This window comes from Dysgonomonas mossii DSM 22836, assembly GCF_000213575.1.
GTDB classification, from domain to species: Bacteria; Bacteroidota; Bacteroidia; order Bacteroidales; family Dysgonomonadaceae; genus Dysgonomonas; species Dysgonomonas mossii.
Map to the genome: position 1 here is coordinate 18,891 of NZ_GL892011.1, position 22,852 is coordinate 41,742.

Sequence of the window (22,852 nt, forward strand, 5' to 3'; positions counted from 1 at the left end):
ATTAAAGGAAGAAGGAGCGTAGGATGGTAGCGGCAACGATAAGAAATATACATGCACCGAACCACGAAGCGGCGGTTTTCGACGTATCGGGATCACCGGAACTGAATTTTCCGTACACTTTTACGCCACCAATCAAGCCGACAACGGCTCCGATAGCGTATATCAACTTCGTGCCGGGGTCAAAATAACTTGTCACCATATTGGTGGCTTCCGTGATACCTCCAATCCCGTTGCCTTGAGCGAATGCACTTGAAACAGCAGCCAAGATAAAGGCTGCCGACATAAGAAATTTTTTCTTTGTCATAATGAGAAATTGTTAAAATGGTATCGGGGTGGATAATCCCGATACCGGGTTGATAAATCTTGTTACTACTGAATTTTTTAGTGGGGGCTATCTTCGTTAGCCGTAATCTCGTTCTTTCATCTTTCTTTGTTTTACATTATTATTAATACTCGCATTAAGCGAAATCTCTGATATTAAAACTGTCTGGAGCCTTCTTTCCGCTTCCGGTAGTTCCGGCTTCCTTATCTTTCCGCTCATAGAAAGCCGAAAGGCTTTCAGCCATAAGGTCGGTAACGATTCGCTTCGCATCAGGTTTACCCGAAATCACCTGTTCAAACATATCGGTCTGCCGCATCTCCAGTAAAGTATCGCCCGCCTTTTGCTTTTGCTCCGGCGTTGCTTCATTCGTCCGGTTCACCGTGCGAACCGCATTTCCCAGATCATCGAACTGAACGCCTGATGCAAGTATGGCTTGTGCCGTGCCTTCCACTTCTTCCGTTTCTTCTTCCTCATCCTCCGGCTCATCTTCGTTTACTTCCGTCACTTCATATTCGAGCGGATAATCTATATCCATCGGCTCGTTATCTTCATCCGGTGGAGTATCGGAAAACGCTTCGTCCAATTCCTCCTGCGGCACCTCTGCCGATGGCTTTACCTCGTTAGCCGAAGCAAATATATTGGGATTTTCTGCCTGATTATCAGATTTTAGCGAGGTGGCAGTGAGTGGCTCCGATTTGGCAGCGAGTGGCGTTGATGCGCTTAAATCAAATCTGCTTTTTCCGACAATATTTTCCTTCAAACGACCCGTTTCCTGAATGGAACTACCCTGACCGACGATGTTCTTTTTTCGCCTTTTCCCTGCTCTTGCCCATAGGAAGTAGATTCCGACAAAAAGGGCATACAACACAATTACAGTTATAAATATCTTTTCCATCCTTACTTTTTGGGGTTTAGGTAATCATCATTGTTATTTTTCTTATACTGTTCTGAAATCTCATCCTGAAAAGTTTCAAAATGATGCTTCAATACATTATCTATATAGCTGAATATGGTAACTTCATTTTTACCTATAACCCCTACAATCTTTGAAATCCGGTTATGGTATTCCTTACGGATACTGACTAATTTTCCTTTTCTTGTGGGGATACCGACATTAACAAGAAACTGTTTTTTATAGCCGGGTATCACAGGCGGTTCGGGTATCGTTTCTTCACCCGGAACGACTATCATTTCTATTTCGGGAGCCGCTTTTTCTTCGTAGTCTTTCTGCATACGTTTCTTATAGCGCATAACTTTTGGCAGAATAATTATCGCCAGTATCACCAAACCGCAGAGGACAATTCCTATCATTGCCTTATCTCCGCTATCTATTAAAAATGGACTTGTTATCATAATTTGATTGTTTTATTGTTAGAAAATTCCTTCGTTATTTTTATTGTACAATTCCGTTATCTCATCCTGATAAGCGGCAAAATGTTGGGACAGTACATTATCTATATAGCTGAATAAAGACACCTGATTTTTACCGATGACCTGAACGATCTTCATAATCTTTTCGTGGTGGTCTTTGCGTATGTAAACAGATTTTCCGGTGCGTGCCGTGATACCTACCTCCTGAATAAACAGGCTTTCATAATCAGGTGATTTACTGCGTTTCCGTTTAGTTTCCTCACGAGGAGATTCTTCCTGAACAACTTCCGTTTTTTCAGGTTCTCCGCTTTCTGCATCCTGTTCCTGTTTCTTTTCGTGTTCAGGAACCAATGCTTTGGGTATGGAACTCGGATTATTCCGCCGTTCCTTATTCTTGAATGAGGATATGACAAAACTGGCATCAATCTCATTCAGGTTTACTTCTTCTTTCTTTTTTGCCATAACCTGTTATTTTAAAGTTTCCAACATTTCATCTATCAGGGCATCGAGGTTGCTGCCCCTTACCAATGCTCTATCCGCAGGGAACAATGTAGAGCGGAACAGGGCTTTATGGTTTACCGACTGCTCCCGGCGGAACCGCTTACTATCGGGCAGGAATGTTTTGAAAAGCGGGAACCCCAGTTTATCAATCACATCCTCATACACTTCGTAGAGTTCGGTTTTCTCCCGTCCATCTACGAGATTCCAAAGTAGGTACAGCCCCTTGATTTTGGCTTTGCCGGGCGTAATCAGGGCATCATTGACCGTAATCACATATTGCAGGGTGCTTTCCAGTACCAATCTGTCAGCACTGATCGGAGCAATAATGTAATCCATGAGAGAAAGTGTATGTACAACCGCCGGATTGTTGATGGTTCCGGGCAGGTCGAAGAACACAAAGTCGGGTTTCAATACTTCAATTACATCCTGTGCATCTTCCATTGCGTTTTCAGGGCTACTTTCGATAACTTCATAAGCCTTTTTCCCTAAAGAAGAAAACTGCTCGTAAGCCATGAGCTTGTAATGGTCATCATCCATCGACATTTGCAAATCACGCTCACGCATTTCCGCAATCGAGTGTTGCGGAAAGTCACAATCAATCACGGCTATGTTGTAGCCACGCACATAGTGCAGGTAGGAAGCTACCAACACCGTAAGAGTTGTTTTTCCGGCTCCCCCCTTTTGGGTGCTGAAAGCCACGTTCAAAGTTTTCTTTTCCATTGTCTGAAATTTTAAATTATTACACATCGTTTGTATCTCTGTCCGGCTGAACAACCGTCTGGCTGTTCAGCCATACGTTTGACCGTTGAGCCGTTTGGCTGTTTGTCCGTCCGGCTGTTTAGCCGTTTAGCCAGTCATTTATTTAGTCAGCTATTTGTTTAGCTATTCATCCGGCTATATCTCCATATAGCCGATTGTATGTTTTTATATCCGTACAGCTATCCGGCTGTCTGTTCATACAGTCATTTTCTCTGCAAATAAAAACCTATTTATTAGCAGAATCATCACTTTTTTACGAGGTGGCAGTGAGTGGCGTCGATTTGGCAGCGAGTGGCGTCGATGCTTGTAATACAGTGCGTTACTTTAGCCTGTAACTTTGCTGCATGAAATGTCGTGAGATATCCGACCGTCATTTTCGCTCGTTACCTCGCATTCATATTTGTCCCTGTTCAGGACAGATTTTATTTGCGACATGGCAAATAGCAAGCTGTATTTTTTGCTGCACGGAAACCGTTTTGCTGCAAAAAATGCTTGCCCCTCCGGGGGGCGCAACCTCCGAAGTCGGTTGCTTAGATTGAATCATTCGGGCGATGATTGTAAAGACGGCAAGGGTGCCTAACGACGGATTGTACCACTAAAAAATCCGACGTATGAATGAAAATGCAAAGAATCTCCCCAAAAGGGGAAAAGGGGGTAGAAACCCCAAGACTGATCCGGCGAATTACCGTTATTCGGTAAACTTCACCGCAGTAGAACATGCCCGGTTCCTCACCATGTTTGAGCAATCAGGGCTGCAATCGAAGGCTCGTTTTATCGCTGCCCGTGTATTCGGGGATGAGTTTCGTGTGGTAAAAATCGACCGTTCCGCTATGGAATATGTTACCAAACTCACTTCTTTTTATGCACAATTCCGCTCCGTTGGAACGAATTACAACCAAGTTGTAAAGGAATTGCACAGCAATTTTTCAGAGAAAAAAGCACTCGCTTTGCTCTATAAATTGGAAAAGGCTACCGTAGAATTAGCAGAAACAGGTAAGAAAATTCTGGAATTATCGGAAGAATTTAAGGAACAATGGTCGCAAAAATAAATATCGGTAGCAACCTGTATGGTTCGTTGGCATACAATCAGGAGAAAGTGGACGAGGGTTTGGGGAAGATTCTGGGAAGTAATCTTGTGTTTGAACCTACTGACGGACAATTCAATGTTTCGGAATGTATGAACGATTTTATGCAGTTTGTCCCGGCTCACTTCCGTACCGAAAAACCAGTTTTCCATGTATCAATAAACCCGCATCCTGATGACCGCCTGACAGACGACCAACTGGCGGACATCGGACGGGAATACATGGAGAAATTGGGATATGGCAATCAGCCTTACCTTATTTTTAAGCATGAGGACATCGGGCGGGAGCATATACATATTGTTTCGCTCCGGGTGGATAGTGAGGGAAAGAAAATCGACGGTTACAAAGAGCACGAGCGCAGCAAAGCCATAACTGAAGATTTGGAACGCAAATATAACCTGCATCCGGCGGAGGGACAAAAACGTTCCGAAGGGTGGGAACTTATACCTGTCGATGCTTCAAAGGGCGATTTTAAAAAACAGATTGCATCCGTTATCAAACCGTTGGCTTCGATGTACCACTTTCAGAGTATGGGAGAATATAAAGCTGTCCTTTCCATCTATAATATAAATGTAGAGGAACTGAAAGGCGAGGCAAAAGGTAAACCGTATCGGGGATTGCTTTATTCCGCATTGGATAGTGAGGGCAACAAAGTCGGCAATCCGTTAAAATCTTCCATATTCGGGAAGTCGGTCGGCTATGACGGGCTTGAAAAGCGTATGGAGAAATCTGCCGAACGTATTAAAATTAAAAACCTGAAAGCACATACGCTGAAAGCGGTATCGGAAGCCAAGCAGGGCAGCCAAAGTGAGAGCGAGTTCCGAGCGAAGCTAAGGCAGCAGGATATTGATGTTCTGTTCAGACGAAATGATGACGGACGGATATATGGTGCTACATTTATAGACCATACTACACGTACTATCCTGAACGGTTCACGACTGGGTAAGGAATATTCCGCTAATGTTTTCAATGACCTGTATGGCGGAAAACATGAACAGGTACAAGAGCCAGTCAAAGACACCCGTCTTTCTGATGTTTACAATAATATTCAGCCAGGCACACACCATGATAACAGTTACACTTCGGATAGTGTAACCGGTGGGCTTTTCTCAATCCTTAATCCGGAACCGGAGAACCATCCTAAAGAAGAAATGCCATTACCACGCCGAAAGAAAAAGAAGAAACGCAGGTATGGGAGGCAGATGTAAAGTAAGTATAACAATATGATTTTAAAATGATTGATAAAAGTTCTCATTGCGATATATTTCTTATATTTGCGAACGTACAGTTTTATAAAACTCATTCAATGGAAAGATGTAAATATCATTATTATAAATTATTACATGAAAAACCATGGAATAATATTTTTTTTAATTGGAAAGTGTTTCTCTGTTTGATGCTGCTTTTTATTATAGGTTTCTTCATTTTTAACACAGATTCTTTATCTCTTAACTTCCCTACAGTTGAAAGCCAAATCAAAATTCTAAATTCTGTTCTTGTAATAATTGGGCTGTTTGTTAGTATAGTTTTTTCTTTTTTAATTTTATCTTTTAATGTATCTCATCGTTATTATGGAAGATACGCTATTTCTAATTTTCTCAAGAATAGAAAAGCAAAAGCATCTATAACATTTTTGATATCATCTATAATATTACTCATATACTCATTGTATTATTTGGGAGAGGCAACAAATGCTGACGGATATACTAATTTTTTATTCATATCTTCGATAGTTCTTTCAATTGTAAGTTTTTTCTTTATTTTTCCTGCATTTAATGACGTATTAGAAAACTCCCACAGTAGAAGTAAAATAGATTCAATTTTTGGTTTGATAAATGAAGATAGAATACTTGATGAAATCTATGCTGAAGAAGAAAATAATATTTCTTCTTATTATCATAAAGACCCAATTAATATCATATATGAAATTGGGATAACAAGTATTAAGGATTATGACTACACAAGTTTAGAGATTATTACATCTAAAATTCCTTTATTTTTTAAGCAAAATATCCAGAATAAAGAAGAAAATAAATTTAGTTTGGATTATAGGCGATTGTATTTTAAACTTACTACTTTGTTGTCAGATATTTATGACTGTGCGATTAAAGAGAAAAATGAAAAATATTCATTTTCAATTATTAGGTCGTTGTTTAGTCTTGAGTATTTGATACTTGAAAACATTCATAAAGAAGATTTTTCTCAATTTTTAAATTTTAGCAAGTATAACTATCTTGACTTTAGTATTAATCTGGAAAAACTATTTAACAAAGCGATTAAACACGATGAAGAAGGGGTCTGTGAATATATTATTGACTTATATAATTCTTTCTCAAAGAAGTCAATATTAGATATTGCTCCTAAAAATATTTCTTACTCAAAGACTCTTCATTATTCCTTGACTGAAAAATATGACATAGTTATTGAGCCATTGCGACAAATGAAAAAGTATTCCGAAATGCTTTTAGCCAACCGAAAAGCACATTTATTGAAAGAAGTTTTCAATGTTATATATGTTTTAGAATGTGCGGTAATGGAATTGCAAACTTCAAATGGAATAAAATGTATGTTATATAATATTATTCTTAACTACAAAAAAGATATATTTATTAATTATATTTCGAAAGATGAAGTTGCATCAATAAAGTATTTGTATTTTCCTTTCAAGCAAACAGTTCACATATATAAAAATACAAAGTGTAAAATCCCATTTTTAGGACTTTTGGATATTTTAGATGAATTATTTAATAAAAATAAACTAAACAATCTTGTATTGAATGAAGTGAAAGCAGAAATGTTGCACATAATTAGAGATAAAATATTTTCTGATGACTTAATGAGAAGGGCTATTGAGAAATTTGTATCAATAGGTTCTAAAGTTACCAAAAATGATCCTGATAATAAGAAAGATACATATATGAATCTTCAAGAAAACCTTTGTATTGTTCTGGAATCAGCTATCGAAGAAAAAGTTGATGGAAAATGGATTAATATACTTAAGCAATCTATTGATGGATTTAAGTTGTATAAAAAATTTGAAATCGACTTATCGAAGAAAGGCTATATCAGAGACCGTAGGATTATATAAAGCCATTGACTGCCAAATTACCGCTACGATGAATTCCCGATTCTGATAATCAGAGATACTCTAAAGTAGAAATGCCCTAGCCACATCACAAGAAAAAGAAGAAACGTAGGTATGTGGTATGTAGGCAGATGTGTGTATTATATCAAATCAATCAGTTATGTTCAAACAATTCTTAATGCCGTTAATTGAAGTTTCAGTTTTTTCATTGTCAATAGCTAAGAATGGTTCATTTGTTAAAAAGTTAGGTTGTTTACAGATAAATCCATGAATAATTTTTTGGAGTAATTCTCTTAAAGTAGGTGTTTTAATGTCAGTCAGTTTCTCATGTAGTTCAAACGGAGATTCTAATATATAAGAATTTAGTACTTGATTAACTACTAAGGATTGATTTGGATGAAAATAAGTATCAATATTTGAATCCAAAGAAATTTTAATATCAATCTCGAACTTATTTTTAGACTGTTTGAAGAAGAACAAAATTTCAGTTATTAATGATAACATTTCAGGCAGTAAGTTGATTAAAATTTTGTCGTTAGTATAAACCACCCTTTCAGTTATTAATGATGAATTCTCTATTAACAACGCTTCTCCATGGAAAAAATTCGAAATCCCGCTACCAGATATATTATTGCAATAAAATATTTCTTTGCTTGAGCTTATTGTGCGAAATACCTGATTTAGAGTTGGCAAGAATTGACTTTTTAGAACTGTTGAGGGAAGGAATGTGTTTAATGAAGTATGTATCTCAGGAACAGTGATGTTCTTGTTTTTATTTGACACAATGGATTGCCAACGGTAATAATATGGCATATTACTTTTGCTTGCTCCTTCTGCAATATTAACAAGTACTCTTTTATCGCTGACTTCTTCATTAATCAATTTAATTGTAGCTTGCAGTTCAGAACTAACAAACTCATAAATTGCTTTTATTCGTCTCGGCTCTATTTGCTCAATATCTCTGAGTAAATCACTGAAATCAAGAATATTAGTTTCCGGGGAAAATGTAAAATAAGGTTCAGTTGAAGTTTTCAAGGTGTAAGATCCTTGTTTAGATGTGAGTACAAATATATTTATAGTTTTAAATGTTTCATAATGCTTGTATTTAAGGCAAGTAGTTAAAGTGTCATCTACTTTTTCTGATTTTTTTGTGGATGTTATTTGAAATGCAACTCCTTCTCCTATATCTCCTATGTCAATTCCGGGAAAATTTGATTTGCCTTTATTTAAGTTCTCTAACTCATATCCATAAGTCAAATTAAGAATTGTCCTAATAAAATTCTCAGAATGTTTATTTATATTCAATAATCCTAAAGTGGAACACGTATGAACCTCTGTTCGAAAAGCATTAAGCATTTCTACTATTTTCTCAAAATAAGTCCCTGTCTGTAACATTTGGTATAAATTTAAAAGTCAGCACAAAGATACTTTTTTCATTTCGCATCACATAAATAAACACAGAACTATTTGATTATTAAGTTACATGCTGTCGACAAAAATAATGTAGGAACCTCAGGTGCTGTAAAAAGTATTTTTTTTTGTTTAACGCAAAGATATCTCTGTTAAACACAGGAAAATTTTTGTTTACCGTTTGATATTATGGACATAAAAAAAGCGAAGTCAATTTAACTTCGCTTTTACTGCATTTTTTAATTTTCAAGCCGTAGGATCAATAAAACCATCATCATCGTTACCAGAATCATTATTCCCATTATTATTACCTGTCACTGTATAATCCGTATCCGGTTTCAAATAGCGGGTAATACTTGTATTATTCATAGCATCTTTGAGTGCCGTTCCCGGAGTGAAAATGATACGACGGCGGTAAATTGCATTTGCGTTGGCATCTTCTTCTTTATCCGAAGCCTTTGCACGAATAGCTGGGCGGAAAGTTCCGAACTCTCCCAGCTTTACACTTTTGCCGTCATCAAGGTTATTAACCAACGCATCTACCAGTCCGGCTATTACTAACTGTACAGTACCCCGGTGCGCTCCGCATATCTGCCCGACCTGCGTACATAATTTGCTGAATGATATTTGTCCGGTAACAACCTGTTTTGGTACGAACTTCTCTGTTTTGGTTTGGTCAAACCCGAATACCTGTTTGGCTACTACATACTTTAATCCCATGTGATTTAATTTTTAAAGGGTTATACTATAATTAATTCATAGTATAGATAAATCAGATAAAAAAAGATGAATAACGCCACTCACTGCCAAATCGAAGCCACAAACTACCACATGGCATAAAATCAATTATTTACAAGAACAACCTCTCTAATTTCGCTTCTCAAACATTTAATTTTTTAAGATTATGCAACAAGAAGATGATTTAAGAGGACTTGCTAAGGTCATGGAATTTATGCGGGCAATAAGCATAATATTCGTAGTGATAAACATTTATTGGTTCTGCTATTACGGTTTGCGGGAATGGGGAATTAATATTTCGGTAGTTGATAAGATACTACTGAACTTTGATCGGACTGCCGGACTATTCGGCAATATTCTTTATACCAAATTATTTGCCGTAGTTTTCCTTGCTCTTTCCTGTCTGGGAACTAAGGGAGTTAAAGAGGAAAAAATCACATGGCCGAAAATCTATGTTTTTCTGACAATTGGTTTTATCCTGTTCTTTATGAACTGGTGGATACTCGACCTGCCATTACCCACTTCGGCAACAACAGGTTTTTATATCCTGACAATGTCAGCAGGTTATCTGTTCCTATTGGTTGGTGGATTATGGATGAGCCGATTGCTGAAGAACAATCTTATGGACGACGTTTTCAATATGGAAAACGAATCGTTTATGCAGGAAACACGGCTATTGCAGAGTGAATATTCCGTAAATCTGCCTACAAAGTTTTGGTATAAGAAAAAAGAATGGCGGGGTTGGATTAACGTGGTAAACCCGTTTCGAGCCAGTATCGTGTTGGGAACTCCGGGTAGTGGTAAATCATACGCCGTTGTTAATCAGTACATAAAACAACAGGTGGAGAAAGGTTTTTCGATGTATATTTACGACTTTAAATTTCCAGACCTTTCTACAATAGCTTACAACCACTTGCTTAATAATCAATTAGGCTATAAAAAAGTTCCTACATTTTATGTTATCAATTTCGATGATCCGTCACGTTCCCACCGATGTAACCCGATTAATCCCTCTTTCATGGATGACATTAGCGATGCTTACGAATCGAGCTATACAATTATGCTCAACCTCAATAAAACGTGGGTGCAGAAGCAAGGCGATTTCTTTGTGGAATCTCCGATTATTTTATTTGCTTCTATTATATGGTATCTACGCATATATAAGGATGGAAAGTATTGCACATTTCCGCACGCAATAGAATTTTTGAACAAACGATATGAAGATATATTCCCTATTTTAACTTCTTATCCTGAACTCGAAAATTACCTAAGCCCCTTTATGGATGCGTGGCTCGGAGGTGCAGCCGATCAGTTGATGGGGCAAATTGCGAGTGCAAAAATTCCGTTATCCCGCATGATTAGTCCGCAGTTATATTGGGTAATGTCGGGCGACGAATTTACGTTGGATATAAACAATCCTGACGATCCGAAAGTATTGGTAGTCGGCAACAATCCCGACAGGCAAAATATTTATGGTGCAGCTCTGGGGCTTTATAATTCTCGTATTGTAAAACTTATAAACAAAAAGGGACAACTAAAAAGTTCGGTAGTCATCGACGAGTTGCCCACAATATATTTCAAAGGTCTGGACAACCTTATCGCAACTGCCCGAAGCAACAAGGTTGCTGTACTTTTAGGATTTCAGGATTTTTCGCAATTAACAAGGGATTACGGAGATAAAGAAGCAAAAGTCGTGATGAATACCGTCGGAAATATTTTTTCCGGTCAGGTTGTAGGAGAAACAGCCAAAACGCTTTCCGACAGGTTCGGAAAAGTATTACAGAAACGTCAGTCTATGACTATCAACCGCAATGATAAATCGACCTCTATCAGCACCCAAATGGATAGCCTGATACCGCCATCGAAAATTTCCAATCTTACACAAGGCATGTTTGTCGGAGCCATAGCCGACAATTTTGATGAGCGTATTGAGCAGAAAATTTTCCATTGCGAAATTGTAGTGGACAATGCGAAGGTAGCCGCAGAAACTAAAGTATATCAATCCATCCCTGTAATTACCGATTTTACAGACGAAAACGGAGAAAATAAAATGAAAGAGCAGATACAACTTAACTACAACCGTATCAAAGAGGAAACGAAACAGATTGTCGCTGAAGAATTACAACGAATTAAGGATGATCCTGCATTGGCTCATTTATTACAACAGGAATAATTTTATACATATATATAATGTAAGAGCCGGATTTTCGGCTCTTTTTCGTTGGAATTATTTCTTTTGTAAAAGAACTATATTAGCTGTGATTGACTCAGATCAGTTCAAAATCCAACTTGAACGCATTCGGATTTACCAACATTTGATAAACCCGCATATCTGGATTTAATTTTCTGGCTAACTGGATTATCTCTTCTTTATCTTCTCGACTGATATTTACGCCCAAATAAAGAGCGGCAAAACACTCGGTACCGATTGTCGGATAGGCGCGAACTTCTTTCCAATCTATCACTTCGTTCTCGTCTTTGAGTTCATAAGGTAGATGCATATTCATACACATCATATGAGGGCCAAAAATAAATATTCTCACCTCTTGTTCGTGTGCCCATTCTTTGCCTTTCGTTAATATCTGATAAAGAAAAAAATCTTTGTTCCCGGTAAAGAAATCTGGTTTCTCGATAATATTCTTATATTCTACCTCATAAGGTGGAAAAACCATTTTTCCAAGCATATAGTTAATGTATTGTTCGATATTTTGAACATCTACTCCGATGCAAACACCCTCATGCTTGTTGTAGTAACTCCACATCAATATTGAATCAAATACTTTTGAAAGACAACAAATCCATGCTTCATCTCTATTTCTTTCGTATGGATTGATTTTTAACGAAATGGTGTCTTCTTTTCCCCAAGGATAGGCTTGTTCGGGAGTAATTTTAGAAAAATCAATAAGTGCTGGATGACAATCAAACGGATCATTAAGTTTTGTGGCGTTGGTAAACTGCAAATTGCTGTTTGAAAGCATTGCTTTTGCGCCATTGATGTCGAGGTATTTATACAACAACCTCTGCTTTTTTTCTTTTGAATTGGTTTTAGCATCCATCATGTGGTATCTCTTATATAATCAAAAGCAAATGGAGAATAGCTGGATTTACCCGTTGTCCCCCTTCTTCTTTTGTAGTTTGTTAATTACGGCATCGACATTGATATTGTGCTGAAATACAAAAACAAAGATACATCTTCTCCACTGAACTGATTTAAATAATCGTAGTTTTTCTTGCTCTCAGCGCCACTCACTGCCAAATCGGAGCCACAAGCGACCACCTGCCTAAAAATCAACAGCTAACATCCTGATTACCGCTACTTTTATTCTGCATTAATAGTGATGCAGAACTAAAAACAGTTTAATCATGGATGAAAAATTAAATCCGAAAGACAAGGTTCTCCTGATGCGAGATGAAGGAGAAGGCAACAAACTCAAAGTCGTGAAAGGCATCGACAAAAAAGGAAAGATTGATGCCATAGACCCCATGAAGGCGAAGCAAAGTGATTTTATCAAAATTGACAAACACGCCGATCCCCTCGAAAACTTTTTCAAAAACTTCTTTAATCAGGCTAAGAATCCCTCACATACGGGATTTTATGCCGTAACAGTTGATATGCTTGATAAAATCCTGCATATCAAAGAAGAAGATTTGGAAAAGTACCGTATTAATCCGAAGGATTACCTGAATAACGAACAGGAACAATCGACTAAGAAAACAGAAAAAGAAGTAGTGACCGAAAAAAAAGACGAAAAAATGGAAGCGACACCAACAACCGAACAAAAGACCGAATTTAAGCAATTCGATACAAGCCGTATTCCTGAAAGCGAGTATCAGAAATACGGCATTAAACCCGAAAATCTGGAAGGCGAACTCAAAGCCATGAGTTACGGGTATAAATCCCCGCATCTTGTAGATATCAATCCTAATATAGAGGGCGTGGACTATCCCATGCAAGCCCGCCTTTCACTGGAGGAACAACCGGACGGCAGCCTGAAATTTACTCCACATCCATATCAGCAACAGGTTGATTTGGAAAAACCGTTTCAGGGGATCATGCTTCCGAACGATGTAAAAGAAAGCCTGTTAGCAACGGGTAACGGTGGCAGGGTGGTAGAACTGGAGCCGATACCGGGCGAAAAAGTACCGTCGCTTATTTCTATTGACAAGCTGACCAACCGATTGGAAGCTGTACCCCTTGATAAACTCACTGTTTCTCAAAATCTGAAAGGCGTTGAACTATCTCCCGAACAGCAACAGGCACTAAAAGAAGGAAAAAAGGTACTCGTAGAGGGAATGACCTCTAAAAAGACAATCGGAACCGATAATCCCAAAAAGTTTGATGCTTATGTTCAGTTCAATGCAGCTAAAGGCGGTTATGATTTTAATTATGACGGATTAGACCGCAATAAGTACCAACAGAACAATAAACAGGAACAGAGCCAGGGCAGAGAACAGCAAAACCAAGTCCGTATTCCTAAAAAACTTTTAGGCGTTGATTTGGATGAGAAACAGCAGAACTCTCTCCGGGAAGGGAAAGCCGTTTATGTTCAGGGAATGGTGAAAGACGGAAAAGGCGAGCCTTTCAATGCCTATGTAAAGGTCAATAATGAAAAAGGCAAACTGGATTTCTTTAAATGGAATCCCGACAGAGCCAAGAAGCAAGGGGCAGAAGTAACTCCTGCCAACGAAAGCAAAACACAAGTTGCTGTCAATTCACAGGGTAAAACCAATGAAGCGACCAAGCACTCAAAAGAACCCCTGAAACAAGGTCAGCAAAAGCCTACCGAGAATCAGAACAAAGAGCAGAAGCAACAGCAAGGAGTTAGAAAGCCTGTGAAAAAATCCACAGGACATAAAATGTAATATCAACCACTAAAAAATCCAATAGTAAATGAACGTTTTGATTGCTGAAAAACCGTCTGTGGCTCAAAGTATTGCAGCCATAGTTGGAGCGAATAACCGCAAGGACGGTTATCTGGAAGGTAACGGATACGCCGTTACATGGGCATTCGGCCACCTCGTAGGGTTGGCAATGCCACAGGATTATGGTATCACAGGATTTCAGGCTGAAAACCTGCCGATACTTCCCGCAGAATTTAAGTTGATACCCCGTCAAATCAAAGACGGTAAGGGGTATAAGAATGACCCCGGCGTGATGAAGCAACTTAAAGTTATCAAAGAGTTATTTAATAAATGCGAACTCATTATTAATTGTTGCGATGCAGGTCGAGAGGGCGAAGCCATTTTCCGCTACATATATAATTATCTCGAATGCACCAAACCTTTCGACCGTCTTTGGATAAGTTCACTCACGGATCAGGCTATCCGGGGTGGATTGGAGAACCTACGTCCGGGAAAGGAATACGACAACCTGTACGCTTCAGCCAAAGCCCGGAGCCAAGCCGATTGGGTTGTCGGTTTGAACGCTACCGGCGCTTTATCAATATCTGCCGGGTACGGGGTATGGTCATTAGGGCGGGTACAAACACCCACACTTGCCATGATTTGCAGCCGTTACCTCGAAAACAAAGAGTTCAAGCCGCAAACTTATTTTCAGGTAAAACTCCATACGGCAAAAGATGCGACCCAATTCGCCGCTATTTCCACAGAACGATTTGGCACCAAGCAGGAAGCAGACGAAATCTTAAACCGTGTCCGTTCCGCAGAATCCGTAAACGTGATAAGCGTTGAGAAAAAAGAAGCTAATCAGGAGCCGCCATTGCTCTACGATTTAACTACATTACAGAAAGAAGCGAACAGCCGGCATAGTTTTTCGGCAGATAAAACCCTGTCGGTAGCCCAGTCGCTTTATGAAGCGAAGTTCATTTCCTATCCGAGAACGGGAAGCCGTTATATTTCCGATGATGTTTTTGCCGAGATACCTGCCCTTATCGGTCAGCTATCCGGTTACACTCCATTCGGCAGTTATGCAAAATCGTTATCAGAAGCATGTCTGAACCAGCATTCTGTAAAGAATACGAAAGTAACAGATCACCACGCCTTGATAATTACCGAAAACATACCGGGCGAACTATCAGCAGACCAACGTATCATATATGATATGATTGCCGTTCGTATGTTGGAAGCCTTTTCGGGTAAATGTACCAAAGAAAACACAAGTGTTTCATTGGATGCTTCGGGCGTTTCGTTTTCGGTCAAAGGCAGCGTTATTCTTATTCCAGGTTGGCGTGCAGTATTGAATGCTCCAGATGAAGAAAAAGGCGAAGACGATGCTCCGGCACTTCCGTCCCTGTCTGATGGTGATGTACTTCCCATTAAGGGAATGGATTTATTGGAGAAGCAAACCAAGCCCCGCCCGTTACATACGGAAAGTAGTTTATTATCTTCTATGGAAACCTGCGGCAAAGAACTTACTGATGAAGCCGAGCGGGAAGCTCTCAAAGAATCGGGTATCGGAACACCTGCCACCCGTGCCGCCATTATCGAAACATTATTTTCCCGTGAATATATCCAGCGTGAAAAAAAATCCCTTGTCCCGACCAATAAAGGATTGGTAGTTTATATGGCTATCCGTGATAAAAAAATAGCGGACGTAGCTATGACCGGAGCATGGGAAAATGCTTTGAATAAAATAGCAACGGGAGAAATGGATGCCGATACATTTCATCGGAGTATCGAAGTATATGCCGCACAGATTACAACCGAATTACTGGAGAAGAAAATCGAAGGTGGCAATACAAGAGAGAACTGCCCATGTCCTAAATGTAAAAACGGTCAGGTAACCATATTCCAAAAGGTAGTCAAGTGTAACAATGAAGGATGCGGACTGACGGTATTCCGGAACAAATCAGGTAAAGACCTGACTGACGGACAACTGAAAGACCTGCTTACCAAAGGCAAGACAGGAGTTATTAAGGGCTTTAAGAGCAAAGAGAATAAGCCTTTTGATGCTGCCGTAACCTTTGACGGCGAATATAAAACCGTCTTTTCGTTCCCACCTAAAACAGGTTTCAACAAGAAACGGAAATAAAAATGTTATATTTGCCACTAAGAAGTTCATACGCCACAGGTTTGATGAGAAATTGTTAAATCAGGTGCTATTGAATTTTTTAGTGGTGGCACTGGGGAGGGATACCCCGGTGCCTTTTGCATATTCAAATCAACAGTTTCCACTAAAAAATTCATAGTAATGAAATACAATTCAAATTTAGAGCCTGCGGAAATGTCGTACTTCCGGCTCAATCTATTATCTTATTTACGTGATTCCCACCCCGACAAAGCAAATGACCTTTCCTTTATCGCCGGACGTGGGGATATGGCAGCCGAAGCATACAGCGAAGCGGTAAAAAGCGGTTTAGACCATATTCAGGCAGCCGAAATCGCAAATGAAGCCTTATTCAAAGGTTTACACTTTTCTCCTTATAATATGATTGTCGAAATACTTTGGAATGAGTTTTTCGACGAAGTTTCTCCGGGTGAAGCCCAGGCAAAGGCAAAAGAACTAATGCCCGAATGTCAGGCGGTATTTGCTAAATACAACCTCAGTGATGATTATGCCGAAACGACAGAGTACCAGTCGCTTTATACAGAGCTTGTCGGCACAATCCTGATACTGCTCGAAAATGAGTTACAATAAGCGAACTCATTTGCATCAGAACATTGATGCAATAAAGTTAGCGTTAAGGCTCGATAAGGAACAAAAGAAGGCAACTCCCAAAGAACGGGAAATATTCGCTAAATATTCAGGGTTCGGAGGAATTAAGGCAATCCTTAACCCTGCCGACAAACCCGAAGATATTGAGCGGTGGCCTAAGTCCGAAATCGAGCTTTTTCCGTTAGTACGGGAACTTCACGAGGTACTCCGTGAAAATTCCCCCACACCGGAAGTTTACAAACGCTATGTCAGTTCCCTGAAAAGTTCTATCCTGACGGCATTTTACACGCCGAAGCCTGTAATTGATGCGTTGGCAGATGCGCTAAAGGATAGGGGAATAACACCGACACGGTTTTTAGAACCCAGTGCCGGAACAGGTGCGTTTATTTCTTCCTTCAAAGAAATCGCACCCGAAGCTAAAGTAACCAGTTTTGAAAAAGACCTGCTGACAGGTAAAATTCTTTCACACCTCTATCCCGAAGATAAAGTAAGGATTGAGGGTTACGAAAAAATGGAAGGACGTTATTCACAGCATTTTGATGTGATTGCTTCCAATATTCCATTTGGGGATGTTTCGGTATTCGATCCGCTACTTTCCAACCATGAAATACCCGCCGTCAAACAATCAACACAGGCTATCCACAACTACTTTTTTGTAAAAAGTGTTATGTCGGCCAGAGAGGGCGGGATAATTGCCTTTATTACCAGTCAGGGCGTACTTAATTCGGAACAGAATAAACCGATACGGGAATACCTGATGGACACCTGCGATGTGGTTTCAGCTATCCGTTTGCCGAACAACCTCTTTTCCGACCATGCCGGAACGGAAGTCGGCAGTGACCTGATTGTATTACAACGGAACAATAAAAATATCCTACCCAGTCAGCGACAGCAGAATTTTATCGAATCCCGCAAGTTATCCAATGGCATATCGATTAATAACCTGTTCCGTGATTTTAACAGGGTTATACAAACACGTTCCAAAATCGACACCGATCCATACGGTAAACCTGCGATTGTCTTTACCCACGAGGGAGGAATTGACGGCATAGCTAAAGATTTACGGCAAATGTTGAAAGAAGATTTCTCCCAACATTTGGATTTGCAGCGTTATCAATCCCATGCACAGGAAAGTTTGGCACAACTGCAATCGCGGATAGAAGTAACCGAAGCGATTAAACCTGCTATTGAAATTAAACCGGAACAGTCCAAACAACAGCAAACTTATTCAGGTACTCTTTTCGATATGGACGATCCTGCCATTAAAAAAGAACCGACTCCGGAGGCGAAACCTAAATCCGTTACAGAGCAACCATTAATTACGCTCTATGACCTTTTTGGCTTTACCCAAGAGGAACGCAGTCAGGTAAACAAGCCTAAAAAACGGGGTAGAAAATCCAAATCGCAAGCGAGCAAAGCAAAGGAACCGCCGTTTATGGACTGGCGGGAAGAAATGATAGTAAATGCGCATGAGAAAAGGGAAAAGCTGCAACAGGAAACTGCCGCAGCCTATCCCGTATTTGATGCCCGACGGGAGGAACAGTTGGAACGGCTGAAAGAAGAAGCCGAACGGGAACAGCAGGAACGCATGAAACCTGTTCCTTTCCTATTGGAAGATATACCATCCCATTATCGTGAAGGCTCACTTGTTACCGACTCAACTAATCGTATCGGTTATTTGCGTGATTTGGACGGATTTCAGCCGATGTTCCATCCGCTTCAGCTCACCGGAACACAGGAGGCGAAAGCATCCCTTTATATTGAAGTACGGGACACTTATCACCACCTGTACAGCAACGAAGCGACAAAGTTGGAAGCCAATCCTGCATTAAGGGAAATGCTCAACCGACTGTATGATGATTTTACCCGTCGTTTCGGAAACATAAACGATGCGAAAAATCTTAGCCTTATTAAAATGGATGCCGGAGGAACGGAAATTCTTTCTCTGGAACGGTATATAGATGGTAAAGCCGTCAAAGCCGATATTTTCCAACAACCGGTTGCATTTAATCCGAATGAGATTACCCATGCCGATAACGCACGGGAAGCCCTGACCGCTTCACTCAACAAATATGCAACGGTAAATCTTGAATATATAGCAGGGCTTACCGGAGGAACTTCGGATGAAATACTGGAGGAACTGAAAGGACAGATATTTTTTAATCCGATGATAGGCTCTTATGAAATTAAAGACAAGTTCATAAGCGGTAACGTCATTTCAAAAGCGGAACACGTCGAGCAGTATGTAGAAAACCACCCCGACCATGAAGCGGCAAAAGAATCCCTGACGGCATTACGGGAAGCAACGCCCCGCCCGATACCTTTCGAGGATTTGGATTTTAATTTCGGGGAACGGTGGATTCCGACAGGTATTTACAGCAAATATGCTTCACATTTGTTCGATACCAATGTCTCAATTCACTATGCACAAAGCCGTGATGAGTACAGCCTGAAAGCTGACAGCAAAAACGTAAAAATTTACGACCAGTATGCCGTAAAAGCTCAAAGCCGGACATTTGACGGGGTAGCCCTGATGAAACACGCCCTACACAATACCTCTCCCGATATTACCAAGAAAGTTAATAAGGTAATTGACGGGGAAACGGTAGAGGTAAAAGTGCGTGATGCCGAATCAATCCAACTCGCCAACTCCAAGATTGACGAGATACGGAACGGCTTTACCGAATGGCTGAACGAGCAATCGCCGGAGTTCAAAAACCGGTTGGCGGATAAATATAACCGCACATTTAATTGCTTTGTCCGTCCTGATTACGATGGAAGCCACCAAGAGTTCCCCGGATTGGATTTGAAAGGCTTGGGTATTCCCGACCTGTATAAAAGCCAGAAAGATGCCGTCTGGATGGACAAACTCAATGGCGGGGGCATAATCGACCACGAGGTTGGCGGCGGTAAAACCCTGATAATGTGTGTAAGCGCCTATGAGAAAAAACGATTGGGACTGGTAAACAAACCGCTCATTATGGCTCTCAAAGCCAATGTACATGAGATAGCCCAAACTTTTTGTACGGCTTACCCCAATGCAAAGGTTTTATATCCGGGCAAGGAAGATTTTACTCCTGCCAAACGTATGCGGATTTTCAATGAAATGAAAAATAATAACTGGGATGCTATTATTTTAACACACGAACAGTTCGGCATGATACCCCAGTCGCCCGAAATACAGCAACGGATATTACAGTCGGAACTCGATTCAGTGGAAGAAAATCTGGACGTGTTACGGGCACAGGGCAAAGAGATTTCCCGTGCTATGGAAAAAGGCTTAGTCAAAAGGCAATTAAACCTTGAAGCCAAACTGGAGAACGTAGCCCACCAGATTAAAACCCGCACCGATGATACGGTGGACTTCCGGCTAATGGGTATTGACCACCTCTATGTTGATGAATCACACCGATTTAAAAACCTGACCTTTACTACCCGCCATGACAGAGTTGCAGGTCTGGGTAACGCCGACGGTTCACAACGGGCACTTAATATGCTTTTTGCCCTGCGTACCATTCAGGACAGGACGAATAAAGATTTGGGTGCGACTTTCCTTTCGGGTACAACCATTTCCAATAGTCTGACGGAGTTATACCTGTTATTCAAGTATCTCCGCCCGAATGAACTGGAACGTCAGGGTATTACCACCTTTGACGCATGGGCAGCCATTTTTGCCAAAAAGTCGATAGATTATGAGTTTTCGGTGACGAATGAAATTGTACAGAAAGAACGGTTCAGGTATTTTATCAAAGTACCCGAATTAGCGGCTTTTTATGCTGAAATTACGGACTATCGTTCTGCGGAAGATATTGGTATCGACCGACCTGTAAAGAATGAAATCTTGCATAATATTCCGCCTACACCCGACCAACAGGAGTTTATTAAGAAGTTGGTAGAGTTCGCCAAAACAGGTAATGCCGAACTGTTAGGACGTCCGAAACTATCGGAAAGTGAAGAAAAAGCAAAAATGCTGATAGCGACGGACTATGCCCGCAAAATGTCGCTCGATATGCGGCTCATTGATCCTGTTAAATACGGCGACAATGTGGATAATAAAGCATCCCATGTCGCTAAAATGGTATCGGACTATTATAAAAAGTATGACGGGCATAAGGCTACCCAGTTCATCTTTTCCGATTTAGGTACTTACAAGCCCGGACAATGGAACCCATGCTCCGAGATAAAGCGTAAGCTGATGGATGACTACGGAATCCCGGCTCACGAAATACGCTTTATTCAGGAAGCCAAAACGGACAAGGCTCGTAAAACCATGATTAAGGATATGAATGAGGGCAAAATCCGTGTTCTGTTTGGCTCTACCGAAATGTTGGGAACCGGAGTAAATGCACAGAAAAGATGTGTTGCAATCCATCATTTAGATGCGCCCTGGCGACCGTCAGATCTGGAACAACGGGACGGTCGGGGCATTCGCAAAGGTAATGATATAGCCAAATTGTATGCTGATAACAAAGTAGATGTACTTATTTATGCCGTTGAAAAATCATTGGATGCATATAAGTTCGGGTTATTGCATAACAAGCAACTCTTTATCCGGCAGTTGAAAAATAACTCACTGGGTAGCCGTACCATTGACGAGGGCAGCATGGACGAAAAAGGCGGTATGAATTTCTCTGAATATGTCGCTATTCTTTCGGGCAACACCGAATTACTGGAGAAAGCACGATTAGAAAAGAAAATCGCTTCCCTTGAATCGGAACGGCAAGCCTTTATGCGTGGAAAATCATCATCCCGCTATAAGTTGGAAGGAATTATGTCTGATGTGGAGAAGAATAACGGATTTATTAACCGTATATCCAAAGATGTGGAAGCGTTCAATTCACGTGTTCAGCAGGCACCTGATGGCACACGGCTCAATCCTGTGCAGTTAAACGGATTGCAGGGAAGTAACCTGAAAGAAGTCGGCTTAAAGCTCAATGAAATAGCGGATAAAGCCGAAACTTACGGATTATATCAGCCTATCGGAACCCTGTACAGTTTTAACTTGCTTGTAAAATCCGAATCAAGTAACAAAGACGGTTTTATTGTAAAACAGAACCGCTTTTTCGTTAAGGGAGAAGGAGAAATTCTGTATAACTACAATCATGGAGTTATGGCCACCGATCCGAAAACGGCAGCGCAGAATTTCTTAAATGCACTTGAAACGATGCCGAAATTGTTGGAAAGGTACCAGGCAGATAATGAAAAACTGCAAAAAGACGTTCCGGTACTCAAAGAAGTAATCGAAGGTACTTGGCGCAAGGAGCCGGAACTGAAAGTTTTGAAAGACGATTTGATTAAGTTAGACCGTGAAATCCAACTTTCACTTACCCCAATCAGTGAAACCGAAGGACAGGCGGAAAGTGTACCTGATAAGACTGTTTCTACCAACAATCAGAACCAGTCGCAAGGTAAATCCGAAGCATCAACTGTTCAGGATGCACCATTGCCCAATACTTTGCAAGGAGTAAAAGAAATAATGGGGGACAGGCTTATTATTGCATCGGTGGGCGGTAGTCCGCCGAAAGTGGAGAAGAAGGAATCATCTAAAAATTTCAAATTGTAAGAGTAAAGCCCGTTCCTGTCATCACGACGGTACGGGCTTTTGATTAACATTAAAAAATCAATATGAACATAAAAGAAATCGAAAACAAAAGTTCTTACGGCTTTTTATTATTGCCCCTTTTCTTGTTAAAGTTTTCCCGGATAAAGATATGTACATCGCTTTCTTTATAGTAGGTCTTATGGTAAACTGTCTGGAAAGGCAGTTCACCTGTACTACGATAACGTTGCAAGGTGCGCTTGCTTACATTAAGCAGCATACATAAATCCTGATTATCAAGCAAAATTTCTCCGTCCAACATATTTCTTCTTTGGCTCATTTTTTCAAGTTTTTTGTCTTGCCTGTCGAAGCGATCCATAATTCGCTCCATCCATGCTTCAAAATTTTCTTTATCTATATACATAAT

Annotated in this window: 17 protein-coding genes; 8 read left to right on the plus strand and 9 right to left on the minus strand. The window is 40.3% G+C overall.

Features of this window, described 5'->3' with window-relative positions:
- Position 1: 1 nt before the first annotated feature.
- The 5 genes from HMPREF9456_RS14775 to HMPREF9456_RS14795 form a co-directional block, all read right to left on the minus strand.
- Positions 2-304, minus strand: a complete 303-nt coding sequence (locus HMPREF9456_RS14775) for a DUF4134 domain-containing protein (RefSeq protein WP_018075063.1) — start codon at positions 302-304, stop codon at positions 2-4.
- Positions 305-458: 154 nt separating this feature from the next.
- Positions 459-1,217 (minus strand): hypothetical protein, encoded by a 759-nt coding sequence (locus HMPREF9456_RS14780; RefSeq protein ID WP_006844366.1) that lies wholly within the window; start codon positions 1,215-1,217, stop codon positions 459-461.
- 2 nt (positions 1,218-1,219) lie between these two features.
- Positions 1,220-1,675, minus strand: a complete 456-nt coding sequence (locus HMPREF9456_RS14785) for a DUF3408 domain-containing protein (protein WP_006844367.1) — start codon at positions 1,673-1,675, stop codon at positions 1,220-1,222.
- 18 nt (positions 1,676-1,693) lie between these two features.
- Positions 1,694-2,155 carry a DUF3408 domain-containing protein gene (locus tag HMPREF9456_RS14790; protein ID WP_006844368.1) on the minus strand — a complete coding sequence of 154 codons (462 nt, stop codon included), beginning with the start codon at positions 2,153-2,155 and terminating at the stop codon, positions 1,694-1,696.
- 6 nt (positions 2,156-2,161) lie between these two features.
- Positions 2,162-2,914 carry a ParA family protein gene (locus HMPREF9456_RS14795; protein WP_006844369.1) on the minus strand — a complete coding sequence of 251 codons (753 nt, stop codon included), beginning with the start codon at positions 2,912-2,914 and terminating at the stop codon, positions 2,162-2,164.
- Between the two features lie 650 nt (positions 2,915-3,564).
- On the opposite strand from HMPREF9456_RS14795, the gene mobA reads away from it, so the two are divergent.
- The 3 genes from mobA to HMPREF9456_RS14810 all read left to right on the plus strand — a co-directional run bounded on the left by mobA (position 3,565) and on the right by HMPREF9456_RS14810 (position 7,126).
- Positions 3,565-4,002: a conjugal transfer protein MobA gene (gene mobA / locus HMPREF9456_RS14800; RefSeq protein ID WP_006844370.1), complete on the plus strand. Its 438-nt coding sequence runs from the start codon at positions 3,565-3,567 to the stop codon at positions 4,000-4,002.
- A complete protein-coding gene (mobB, locus tag HMPREF9456_RS14805; RefSeq protein ID WP_006844371.1) occupies positions 3,987-5,246 on the plus strand; it encodes a conjugal transfer protein MobB in 1,260 nt (419 codons plus the stop codon). The genes mobA and mobB overlap by 16 nt, the downstream gene beginning before the upstream one ends.
- Before the next feature lie 98 nt (positions 5,247-5,344).
- Positions 5,345-7,126, plus strand: coding sequence for an MFS transporter (locus tag HMPREF9456_RS14810; protein ID WP_006844372.1), 1,782 nt, complete (start codon positions 5,345-5,347; stop codon positions 7,124-7,126).
- 147 nt (positions 7,127-7,273) lie between these two features.
- Here the strand turns inward: HMPREF9456_RS14810 and HMPREF9456_RS14815 are convergent, their stop codons facing one another.
- Positions 7,274-8,518 carry an SMEK domain-containing protein gene (locus HMPREF9456_RS14815; RefSeq protein WP_006844373.1) on the minus strand — a complete coding sequence of 415 codons (1,245 nt, stop codon included), beginning with the start codon at positions 8,516-8,518 and terminating at the stop codon, positions 7,274-7,276.
- A gap of 261 nt (positions 8,519-8,779) precedes the next feature.
- Positions 8,780-9,253: an HU family DNA-binding protein gene (locus HMPREF9456_RS14820; RefSeq protein WP_006844374.1), complete on the minus strand. Its 474-nt coding sequence runs from the start codon at positions 9,251-9,253 to the stop codon at positions 8,780-8,782.
- A gap of 184 nt (positions 9,254-9,437) precedes the next feature.
- On the opposite strand from HMPREF9456_RS14820, the gene mobC reads away from it, so the two are divergent.
- On the plus strand, positions 9,438-11,444 hold the full coding sequence (gene mobC, locus HMPREF9456_RS14825) for a conjugal transfer protein MobC (RefSeq protein ID WP_006844375.1): 2,007 nt from the start codon (positions 9,438-9,440) through the stop codon (positions 11,442-11,444).
- A gap of 94 nt (positions 11,445-11,538) precedes the next feature.
- On the opposite strand, the gene HMPREF9456_RS14830 is transcribed toward mobC, so the two are convergent.
- Complete coding sequence (locus tag HMPREF9456_RS14830) at positions 11,539-12,330, minus strand: DUF2971 domain-containing protein (protein WP_006844376.1); 792 nt, start codon at positions 12,328-12,330, stop codon at positions 11,539-11,541.
- 304 nt (positions 12,331-12,634) lie between these two features.
- Here HMPREF9456_RS14830 and HMPREF9456_RS14835 point away from each other — a divergent pair, with 304 nt between their 5' ends.
- The 4 genes from HMPREF9456_RS14835 to HMPREF9456_RS14850 all read left to right on the plus strand — a co-directional run bounded on the left by HMPREF9456_RS14835 (position 12,635) and on the right by HMPREF9456_RS14850 (position 22,449).
- Entirely contained in the window at positions 12,635-14,134 is a 1,500-nt protein-coding gene (locus tag HMPREF9456_RS14835) for a DUF3945 domain-containing protein (RefSeq protein ID WP_006844377.1), read from the plus strand.
- Between the two features lie 28 nt (positions 14,135-14,162).
- Positions 14,163-16,262, plus strand: a complete 2,100-nt coding sequence (locus HMPREF9456_RS14840) for a type IA DNA topoisomerase (protein WP_006844378.1) — start codon at positions 14,163-14,165, stop codon at positions 16,260-16,262.
- Positions 16,263-16,421: 159 nt separating this feature from the next.
- Positions 16,422-16,868 (plus strand): DUF1896 family protein, encoded by a 447-nt coding sequence (locus tag HMPREF9456_RS14845; RefSeq protein WP_006844379.1) that lies wholly within the window; start codon positions 16,422-16,424, stop codon positions 16,866-16,868.
- A complete protein-coding gene (locus HMPREF9456_RS14850) occupies positions 16,855-22,449 on the plus strand; it encodes an N-6 DNA methylase (protein ID WP_006844380.1) in 5,595 nt (1,864 codons plus the stop codon). The genes HMPREF9456_RS14845 and HMPREF9456_RS14850 overlap by 14 nt, the downstream gene beginning before the upstream one ends.
- A 94-nt stretch (positions 22,450-22,543) precedes the next feature.
- On the opposite strand, the gene HMPREF9456_RS14855 is transcribed toward HMPREF9456_RS14850, so the two are convergent.
- Complete coding sequence (locus HMPREF9456_RS14855) at positions 22,544-22,849, minus strand: helix-turn-helix domain-containing protein (protein ID WP_006844381.1); 306 nt, start codon at positions 22,847-22,849, stop codon at positions 22,544-22,546.
- Between the last annotated feature and the right edge of the window lie 3 nt (positions 22,850-22,852).